8 protein-coding genes are annotated in these 8,839 nt (G+C 69.3%); 5 read left to right on the forward strand and 3 right to left on the reverse strand.

Translation table 11 applies throughout. The features are described 5' to 3' along the window. The 3 genes from DM816_RS37485 to DM816_RS37495 all read left to right on the forward strand — a co-directional run. Positions 1 to 869: hypothetical protein (locus DM816_RS37485; RefSeq protein WP_117215252.1), on the forward strand; the 869-nt coding region annotated here is incomplete at its 5' end. Then, entirely contained in the window at positions 866 to 1,840 is a 975-nt protein-coding gene (locus tag DM816_RS37490; RefSeq protein WP_117215253.1) for an ABC transporter ATP-binding protein, read from the forward strand. The genes DM816_RS37485 and DM816_RS37490, both read left to right, overlap by 4 nt. Then, on the forward strand, positions 1,837 to 2,676 hold the full coding sequence (locus DM816_RS37495) for an ABC transporter permease (protein WP_117215254.1): 840 nt from the start codon (positions 1,837 to 1,839) through the stop codon (positions 2,674 to 2,676). Before DM816_RS37490 ends, DM816_RS37495 begins: the two co-directional genes overlap by 4 nt. 95 nt (positions 2,677 to 2,771) lie before the next feature. On the opposite strand, the gene DM816_RS37500 is transcribed toward DM816_RS37495, so the two are convergent. The 3 genes from DM816_RS37500 to DM816_RS37510 all read right to left on the reverse strand — a co-directional run bounded on the left by DM816_RS37500 (position 2,772) and on the right by DM816_RS37510 (position 4,887). Next, positions 2,772 to 3,335 carry a hypothetical protein gene (locus DM816_RS37500; RefSeq protein WP_117215255.1) on the reverse strand — a complete coding sequence of 188 codons (564 nt, stop codon included), beginning with the start codon at positions 3,333 to 3,335 and terminating at the stop codon, positions 2,772 to 2,774. 140 nt (positions 3,336 to 3,475) lie between these two features. Beyond that, positions 3,476 to 4,246, reverse strand: a complete 771-nt coding sequence (locus DM816_RS37505) for a hypothetical protein (protein WP_117215256.1) — start codon at positions 4,244 to 4,246, stop codon at positions 3,476 to 3,478. A gap of 95 nt (positions 4,247 to 4,341) precedes the next feature. Beyond that, positions 4,342 to 4,887, reverse strand: a complete 546-nt coding sequence (locus DM816_RS37510) for an alpha/beta fold hydrolase (RefSeq protein WP_117215257.1) — start codon at positions 4,885 to 4,887, stop codon at positions 4,342 to 4,344. 328 nt (positions 4,888 to 5,215) lie between these two features. Between DM816_RS37510 and DM816_RS37515 the strand changes: the two genes are divergently transcribed. Both DM816_RS37515 and DM816_RS37520 read left to right on the forward strand, forming a co-directional pair. Continuing rightward, complete coding sequence (locus tag DM816_RS37515; protein WP_342768797.1) at positions 5,216 to 6,193, forward strand: PaaX family transcriptional regulator; 978 nt, start codon at positions 5,216 to 5,218, stop codon at positions 6,191 to 6,193. Between the two features lie 352 nt (positions 6,194 to 6,545). Further along, on the forward strand, positions 6,546 to 8,819 hold the full coding sequence (locus tag DM816_RS37520; RefSeq protein ID WP_117215259.1) for a rhamnogalacturonan lyase family protein: 2,274 nt from the start codon (positions 6,546 to 6,548) through the stop codon (positions 8,817 to 8,819). Positions 8,820 to 8,839 lie beyond the last annotated feature (20 nt).

Genomic DNA, 8,839 nt, shown 5'->3' on the forward strand with positions numbered 1-8,839 from the left:
CGGACACACCCCGGCCGCGGGTGGCCGCCTCCACCCGCGGCCGGCGGTGGCGCGCGGCGTTGCGCAGCCCGGTGATCGCCGTCGCCGCGGTCGTCGCCCTCGTGACGGGCGCCGGTGTCGCGGCCGCCACCGACTGGCTGCAGATCTTCCGCGCCGAGCAGATCGCCCCGGTCACGGCCACGGAGGCCGACCTGGTCAAGCTGCCCGACCTGTCCGACTTCGGCACGCTCGAGGTGACCGAAAAACCCAACGTGCGCAAGGTTTCCGACGCCTCGGCCGCGCAGCAGGCCAGCGGTCTTTCCGTCCCGCGGGTGAGCCGGCTGCCGCGTGGCGTCACGGGTGAACCCAAGTACGTCGCCGGCGGCCGGATCAGCGCCGTGTTCACCTTCTCGGCCGCGAAGGCTGCGCAGACCGTTGCGGCCGCCGGTCAGGCGCCACCGCCGCCACCGACGGGCCTGGACGGCAGCCAGTTCCGGTTGGTCGCCGGCCCCGGGGTCGCCGCGATCTGGTCGCACGGCCGTGGGGTGCCGACCCTGATCGTGGCGCGCGCAGGCGCACCGACCGCGTACTCCGCCGGTGTGCCGTTTACCACCGCCCGCGACTACCTGCTGTCGCTTCCCATGCTGTCCAAGGACATCGCCGCGCAGCTGCGCAGCTTCTCCGGCGACGGCACGACGCTGCCCCTGCTCATCGCGGCCGAGAACATGACCAGTTCCACCGCGGACGTCGGCGGGGTGCCGGCCACGGTGCTCACCTCGCGCAACGGGGTCATGGCGGGCGTGGTCTGGGTGCGCGACGGTGTCCTCACCGCGGTGGCCGGATCGCTGAGCGCCGACGAGGTGCTTGCGGTGGCGCGGGGGCTGCGGTGACCGCACTGTCTCAGCAGGACTCACGGGGACGGCTCGCCGAGCCGTCCCCGGCACCGGCGGTGTGGTGCTCGGGGCTGCGCAAGCGATATCGGCGGCGGACCGCGGTCGACGACGTCTCGTTCACCGTCGGCCGTGGCGAAGTCATGGGCCTGCTCGGGCCTAACGGAGCCGGCAAGACCACGGTCATCAAGATGCTGCTCGGCCTGGTCCGCCCCGACGCCGGAGAGGTGCTGCTGCTCGGCAAACCGGCTGCGGAACCGCGTTCCCGGGCCCGTGTCGGGTACCTTCCAGAGCTTTTCCGGTACCAGCCATGGCTCACAGCCGCCGAGGTCCTCGCCCTGCACGTCCGGCTCGCGGGCCTCGCGGTGCCGCTTCATGAGCGGCGCGAGTGCCTGGCCGCGGTCAGCCTCGCCGACCGCGCAGGCGACCGGGTCGGCAGCTTCTCCAAGGGCATGCAACAGCGCCTCGGGCTGGCCGTCGCGCTGGTGGCCCGCCCGGAGCTGGTCATCCTCGACGAACCGACCAGCGCGCTGGACCCGATCGGCCGGGCGGACGTGCGGGACCTGCTGCTCACCCTCAAGGCACGCCAGGTCGCCGTGCTGCTCAATTCGCACCTCATCGGCGAGGTCGAGCGGGTCTGCGACCGGGTCGTCATCCTGGACAAGGGCAAGGTCGCCGCAGCCGGCAGTCTCACGGAGCTGCTCGGTCAGCGCGAACTGCGGCTTCAGCTCGATGACGTCAGCCCGCAGGCACACGCACGGCTGGCCGCCACCGGCAGCGTGAACCAGAGCGGCAACTCGTTCACCCTCGCGCTGCCGTCCCATCAGGACAACGACACCACGGTGCCGGACCTCGTGGCCGATCTGGTCGGGCTCGGGGTACGGATACACGCGGTCGAGCCCGGACGGATCAGCCTCGAACAGCGGCTGCTGGACATCCTTCGTGCAGGTTCGAGCGAGGAGCAACGATGACCGTCCAAATTGTCCTCGCCATGGCCGCCCTCACCCTTCGGGAGGTCGCGCGCCGGCGGGTGCTGCGTTCGCTGGCCGCGCTGACGGTCATCCTGTTGTCGCTCAGCGCATGGGGATTCTCCCGCATAGACGCCGAATTCGGCGGGCTCACCAGCGGAGAGGCCCGGATAGCGTCCGCCATGGTGCTCAACCTCGTGATGTTCGGCCTGAGCCTGATCGCCGCGCTGGGCACGGCATTCCTGGCCGGGCCGACCCTGGCCGGCGAGATCGAATCGGGAATCGCGCTGGCCGTGCTCGCCCGGCCGCTGCGCCGATTCGCGGTCCTGCTGGGCAAATGGCTCGGCCTCGTGGTCTTCGGCAGCGGCTTCGTGATCCTGGCCGGGATCGCACAGCTGGTGATCGTGCGGGTCACGGTGGGCTACTGGCCACCGCAACCGGTCGCGGGCCTGGCACTGCTCGCGGCGCAGACGACAGCACTGCTCACCCTGGGTCTGCTGCTGTCCACCGCCATCTCGCCGATGGCGTCGGGCATCGTGGCGGTCGGCCTCTTCGGCGCCACGTGGATCGCGGGCGTGGTCGGCGGGGTCGGCGACGCGCTCGACAACGAAAGCGTTGCCCGCGTTGGCACAGTGTCCGGGATGGTGATACCCACCGATGGCCTGTGGCGGGGAGCCATGTATGCCCTGCAGGATCCGATTGTGCTCAGCCCCGAGCTCATCGGCAGCCCGCTCGTGAGCCAGGCTCCGCTCACCGCCACATATCTCGCCTGGGCCGCCCTCTGGGTCGCACTCGTGCTCGGACTCGCGGGGATCGCCTTCCAGCGCCGCGACCTATGAGCCTGACCTCCCGAGCTACTGGCCGGCGTGGATGCCGGTCAGTAGCAAGGGTTTTCGTTGCACCGACATGTGACGGCCGCCGCGACAGGGTGCGGCTAAGCGATGGCCATCGGTCCGGTTGTGCCGGTCACCGCCCACCCCGCGCCGCCTTCGTTGCGTACGACATAGGTCAGCCAGGTAGCGCCCAGGCAGGCGATATAACCGTTGATGCCCACCTTGGCCTCGTTGTCGTCGCCGTCGACCGGGCCGAGCGTGATGAGCACGCCGCCGTCTTTGACCTGCGCGCAGCCGTCGCCCCGGTCCAGGACGCTGTCCCTGTCGGCGATGAACTTGACGTTCAGGTCCTTGAGCGTGGAGGCGACGCGGGCCTGCGTTTCCGGTGGGATGGGCACCCCCGCGCCGGCTGTGGCCATCGGGTCGGCCGTCCCGGGGTGCGCTGTGTCGAGCACATACACCACCTTGAAGGTGTTGGCGGGCAACGAGTTCTCCTGTGGCGCAGTGACGTATCTGCGCAGCACCGCAACGTACACCTCGGCCTCTTTGATCCCGGCGGGCCAGTCACCGGCGGGGGATGACCCTCGCGTGGCAGCCGGGGTCTGCGCACAGCCGGTCGCGGCCAGCGTCACGGCGGCGATGATGACGGCAAGAAGACGTCGCATGGTGCCTATGACGCCCCGCCTGGCCAACCGGTTCCCGCACGCCAACTTGCCAGGCGCGCTCCTCTTTTCATACGACGACGCGTCGTTCAACGCGATCGGCGGATCGTGCGATCCTGGGCCACCCTTGCCCGGGGTGCCGCTCAGTCTATGTAGGGCCCGCTCAACGTCTCCGGACGTGCGGAGTCCAGCTCCTGGACCGCCCTGCGTAGACCGCGGTCGAGGGCGGCCGCGATCGAGGAGACCGTAGAGTCTGCGGGGCGGAACCGGTGCCGGACGAGGTTCACGCGCAACGGCCCCGTCCTCGGCTCCAGCTCGTCCAGCATCTCGTTGACCGCACGCACCGCGCCCTGCTCCAGCTCGGCGACCCGCGCCTCGGTCACGGACTCGCGGTCGGAGTCGGAGACCACGACGAAACGACGGCTGATCTCGACCTTCCGCGCCGGCCCGCGCTCCACCTCGATGGTCACTCTCACCCCGCCGACGGCACTGCCGGCGTCGGCCGGGTTGGTCACCCGCGCTCGGACGCAGCCGCCGGGCTCGGCGGTGGCCGCGAGCCAATGCCGGACGAAACCTACCGGCACGGGAAGCTGCTCGACCGACTCCCGTACCGCCCGCGAGGCCGCCGAGTAGATGCCGCCGCAGGAGGAGTCGACCGGATGGACCACATGCCGAACCAGCACCACCCGCAGCGGGCCGACGTGCGGCTCCAGGTCGTCCAAAGCCGACCGCACACCGGCCAGCGCCCTCTCCTCGATCTTCGCGATCTCGTCCGCGCCCATGCCATCGTCCGGCTCGTGCTGCACGAACCCGTCGGACAGCACTACCTCACGCACGGCCGCCTGCTCGACGTCGACCGTGGCACGAACACCCATGTAGCAGCCGACGATCGGGGTATTGGTCCATCGCACCATGCCAGCGGAGCTTAATCGGCACGGCGCGTCGCCGCTTCACCTTTCGCATCCGCCGTCGCCGTCAAGCGTCGAATCCCGCCGAGCCACCAGGCAGGTTAGATTTCCAGCATCTGCCGGTGTAGCAGACCGGCGAGCTCGGCGGGATGGTGGAGCCGTGTCGGATGCCACGGCGGGGCAATCGCCCGCAAAAGACCCGCCGGGACACCGGGGGCCAGCTCGCCCACCAGAACCGGCGGGCCAGCCGAGTCATCGGTGCCGGAGAGCACAACCGTCCGCACGCCGACCCTGCCCGGAAAAAGCGGCACGTCGTAGCCGCCGAAAAACTCGCGCAGCCACTTGGCGCCCTGGGCCCACATGGTGGGATCGCCGAATCGGGCGGTGTCGCAGATCAGCACCAGACTGTGCAGCCTGTTCGGCCGGTGCACGGCAAGGTGCTGTCCGACGGCGGCCGACCACGACACTCCACAGTAGACGACGCGCTTGAGCCCGCCCCGGTCGAGGATCGCCACGATCTCATCGGCGGCTTCGGCGGCCGCGTGGCGTGCGGGCAGCTCGAACCGCAGCACCCGCCACTGCCCGACGAGGTGCGGGATCACGGGATCCCAAAGGTGAAGGGAGGTGCGGCGGGCGGGCCCGAGCACGATGACCGGAGCTCCGTCAGGACCGTCGGTCCGACAACGCAACCGCTGAGGCAAAGTAACTCCACTGCACGGTCCGGTCACGGCACCTGCAAGGGGCGCACTGATGCGCTCGCCGTTGAGCCGAACACCATTGGCAGCTCCCGAATGACCAATGTGTCATATATCCTGCCCGGAGGACCTAGAACTGTCAATAAAAAACGCTCGTTGTTGACGGCTGGGCGTGGCCGCGGCCGGTCCCCCCATGCGCTGTCGGTGGCCTATCGCTCGGCCATTACAGTCGGTACCGTCCTGTCACCACGAACGGTGTTGGAGTGCATGGTTGGCCCGGGTGTTCGAGCTTGAAGAGATCTTCCCCGACGCGGAGGCCGGGTCGGTGCGGCTGCCGCGCCGGCAGGAGGGCTCACCGCAGGGGCTCGGCGTGACCCTGATCGCGGACTACACGTTGCGCGCCCGTGCGTGGCTGCCATCGGCGGCGATCGTGGACCTGCTCGGCGAGTTCGGGGTGACCAGCGGGGCGGCACGCACGACCATCAGCCGACTGGCCCGCCGCGGAGTGCTGGAGGGCCGGCGGGACGGGCGGCACAGCGCTTACCGGCTGACCGGGCCCGCCGCCGACAACCTGTCGAACGGCGGTCGCGACATCGCGACGTTCGGGGCGGGCGAGGAGCCGTGGGACGGGTGGTGGACGCTGGTCGCGTTCTCCATACCGCAGGAGGAGAGCACACAGCGGCGCGCGATTCGGGAGCATCTGCGGTGGCGTGGATACGCGCCGCTCTACGACGGGGTGTGGGTGTCGCCGCACCAGCTCACGGCCGGGGAGCAGGCCGAACTGGCGCGGGTGGCGTTCGGCGCGATGAGTGTGTTCCGTTCGCAGCACGTGGAGCTGGCGACCGGGGCGACCCGCAATCCGATCGACGCCTGGGACATAGCGGGCATCGTCAAGCAGTACACCACCTTCATTCGGCGCTGGAGCCGTCTGCTGCCCCGCATCACCGCCGGTGCTGTCTCCGGAAGCGCGGCGGTGCGAGCGCGCACGGAGGTGATGGACAGCTATCGTCGCTTCCCCGTGCTCGATCCCCTGCTACCCATCGAGTTCTTGCCGCCGGGTTGGCCGCGGGCACGCGCGCGGGAAGTGTTCGTCGCGGTGTATGACGGGCTGGCCGAACCGGCTCAGGAGCACGTGCGCGCCCTGGTGGCCCGCGCCGCCGACGGGCCACACCCGCAGATCCGCGCCCACACCGTCGCCGAAATGGCCGCCGGCGTCGGCGACGACAAGAGGGCCGCTCTTCAGAGCACCAAGCGCTGATCCACCGGGCGCCCGCGAACCGATGCCACCCGGTTTCCATCGATTGACAGTTGTCCGCCCTTAGGGCACCCTATCTGTTAAATGTGGTCTTGAGGGGCAGCAAGCCACGTAGAAAGTCGATCAACCGACTAACACGTCCCGGGCACGTGGAAGGCCAGACCGGTTTCCGGCAGCCGACCCGCCCGGCCGCGCTGCCGTTCCACCGGTCAGGCCGTTGCCGCCGGCCCGGTCCACCAGACCGGTGCCCCGGCGACACCCTCCACCGGCCACCGTCAACCCCTCGACAGTCGGCACCTCCGCCATCTCGCCGACCCCCAATCAAACATCCACCGACCCGTTGGAGAACCCACCCATGCTTCCACCTAGACAGCGAACCGCGCTGCTCTCCGTCGGTCTCACGCTGGCAGTGGCCGGCACCGGCGTCGTCATGTCGACGACGGCTTCCGCTGCGGTGACCCGCTACGAGGCCGAAACCGCACCCGCCACCTGCGATGGCACCATCGACTCCAACCACACCGGCTTCTCCGGCAGTGGCTTTTGCAACGCCAACAACGCGGTCGGCTCGGCCGCGCAGTTCACCGTGACCGCGGCCGCGGCCGGCACGGCAACCGTCGCCATCCGTTACGCCAACGGCACCACCGACAACCGCGCCGCCGACATCCTCGTCAACGGCACGGTCGTCCAGGCAGCCGCCGCGTTCAACGGCACCGGCGCGTGGACCACCTGGGCCACCACCACTACCCTGACCGTGTCGGTCAATGCGGGCAGCAACACGATCCGGCTCAGCCCGACCACGGCCAACGGCCTGGCTAACATCGACTACATTGACTTCGACGACGGTGGCACGCCGCCATCGTCGCCGCCGCCATCGTCGTCGCCGCCAGGCAACGGCAAGCAGATGGAAGACCTCAACCGCGGCCTGATCAGCGTGCGTTCCGGTTCGGGCAACCTGATCTCCTGGCGGCTGTTCGGGTACGAGCCCAACACGACCGGGTTCAACGTGTACCGGGGCACGACGAAGCTGAACGCTTCACCGATCACCAACTCCACCAACTACCTCGACTCCGGCGCGGCCGCGGACGCCTCCTACACGGTCCGCGCGGTCGTGAACGGGGTCGAGCAGCCCGCTTCCGAAGCGTCGCTGCGCTTCGCCGGCGGCAACTATCTGGATGTGCCGATCTCGCGGCCGGGGAGCAGCTACACGGCCGGTGATGCAAGTGTCGGTGACGTCGACGGCGACGGTCAGTACGAGATCTTCCTGAAGTGGGATCCGAGTAACCAGAAGGACCCCGCTCAGGACGGCGTGACCAGCAACGTGTACCTCGACGCGTACCGGCTCAACGGCACCCGGCTGTGGCGTATCGACATGGGTCCCAACATCCGGGCCGGGGCGCACTACACCCAGTTCCAGGTGTACGACTACGACGGCGACGGCCGGGCCGAGATGGCGGTGCGGACCTCCGACGGGACCCGCTCCGGCACCGGTCAGGTGATCGGTAACGCCAGCGCCGTGCACCGTAACTCGGCCGGGCATGTCAACGCCGGACCGGAGTTCCTGACCATGTTCGACGGGCTCACCGGTGCGGTGCGCTCGACGGTGACCTTCGAACCGGCCAGGGGCAACATTGCCGACTGGGGCGACACCAAGGGCAACCGCGGCAACCGGTTCCTGGCCGGGACCGCCTACCTCGACGGCCAGCGGCCCAGTGTCATCATGAGCCGCGGCGTCTACGAAAGGACCGCGATCGCGGCCTACGACTTCCGCAACGGTCAACTGTCACTGCGGTGGAAGTTCGACTCCCGCACCGCCGGTAGCCAGTGGGCCGGCAAGGGGGCGCACTCGCTGGCGATCGCCGACGTCGACCGCAACGGCACCGACGAGATCGTCTTCGGTGCTATGGTCATCAACTCCAACGGCACCGGCCGCCACTCCACCAGCTTCTACGGCCACGGTGACGCACTGCACGTCAGCGACTTCGTGCCCAGCCGGACCGGCCAGGAAATCTGGATGATCCACGAGGCGGCCCAAAGCCCGGCGGCGACCCTACGTGACGCCAACACCGGCGCGATCATTATGCAGCGCAACAACAGCTGTAACTGCGAGGGTCCGGCGCGTGGCGTGGCCGGCGACATTTACGCCGGGAACGCGGGCGGCGAGTTCTGGGGGTCCGGCACCGGCCTGGGCAACCTGCTCAACTCCTCCGGCGGCAACGTCGGCCGCAACCCCAGCAGCAACAACTTCCTCGCCTGGTGGGACGCCGACCCGGTACGGGAACTGCTCAACGGCAACTACGTCGACAAGTACGGAACCGGCGGCGACACCCGCCTGATGACGGGCTCCGGGGCGCACTCCATCAACGGCACCAAGTCCACGCCGTCACTGTCGGGCGACCTGTTCGGCGACTGGCGGGAGGAAATCATCCTCCCGCGTGACGACAATGCCGCGCTGCGCATCTACTCCACCCCGATCCAGACCGACCGGCGCATCTACACGCTGTTGCACGACGCTCAGTACCGCGTCGCCATCGCGTGGCAGAACACCACCTACAACCAGCCGCCACACCCGAGTTTCTTCCTCGGCAACGGCATGAGCACCCCGCCACAACCCAACATCCACGTCCGCTGAACAGCGGCCGGTGGGGCGGG

The sequence above is a fragment of the Allorhizocola rhizosphaerae genome, assembly GCF_003426775.1.
GTDB classification, from domain to species: Bacteria; Actinomycetota; Actinomycetes; order Mycobacteriales; family Micromonosporaceae; genus Allorhizocola; species Allorhizocola rhizosphaerae.